Origin of the sequence: Bacillus cereus group sp. N6, assembly GCF_016483705.1 — a bacterium.
Classification (GTDB): domain Bacteria; phylum Bacillota; class Bacilli; order Bacillales; family Bacillaceae_G; genus Bacillus_A; species Bacillus_A wiedmannii.
Genome location: NZ_JAEHBI010000260.1, coordinates 1 through 304 on the forward strand (window position 1 = coordinate 1; position 304 = coordinate 304).

Here is a 304-nt window from a genome sequence, read left to right on the forward strand (position 1 = left end):
GACGGATTAGACATGACAAAAGAAAACATCCAAAAACGATTCCGTAACTGGAAAACAGGGGTGGCACTTGCATCCCTCCTGGGATTCATTTGTGCGAAGGCAGGATTGCTAGAAACCAAGAGTTTTATTGATGAAATGTTACCGTATCTCTTCACCCTGGGGGTTTCACTAGGGATTTGGAGTGATCATGAGGGAACAACATTAACAGATAAATAAAAATACAACAGGAAGCATCACCAATCGGTGGTGCTTTTTCTATTGGAGGAGAAACGAAATGAAACGATTACTAGGGATATTGTTCACA

At 41.1% G+C, this 304-nt stretch carries 1 protein-coding gene; it reads left to right on the forward strand.

Annotated elements, in window-relative coordinates; all coding sequences use genetic code 11:
* The first annotated feature begins 12 nt into the window (after positions 1-12).
* Entirely contained in the window at positions 13-216 is a 204-nt protein-coding gene (locus tag JDS99_RS31225; protein ID WP_199696522.1) for a hypothetical protein, read from the forward strand.
* Positions 217-304: the final 88 nt, after the last annotated feature.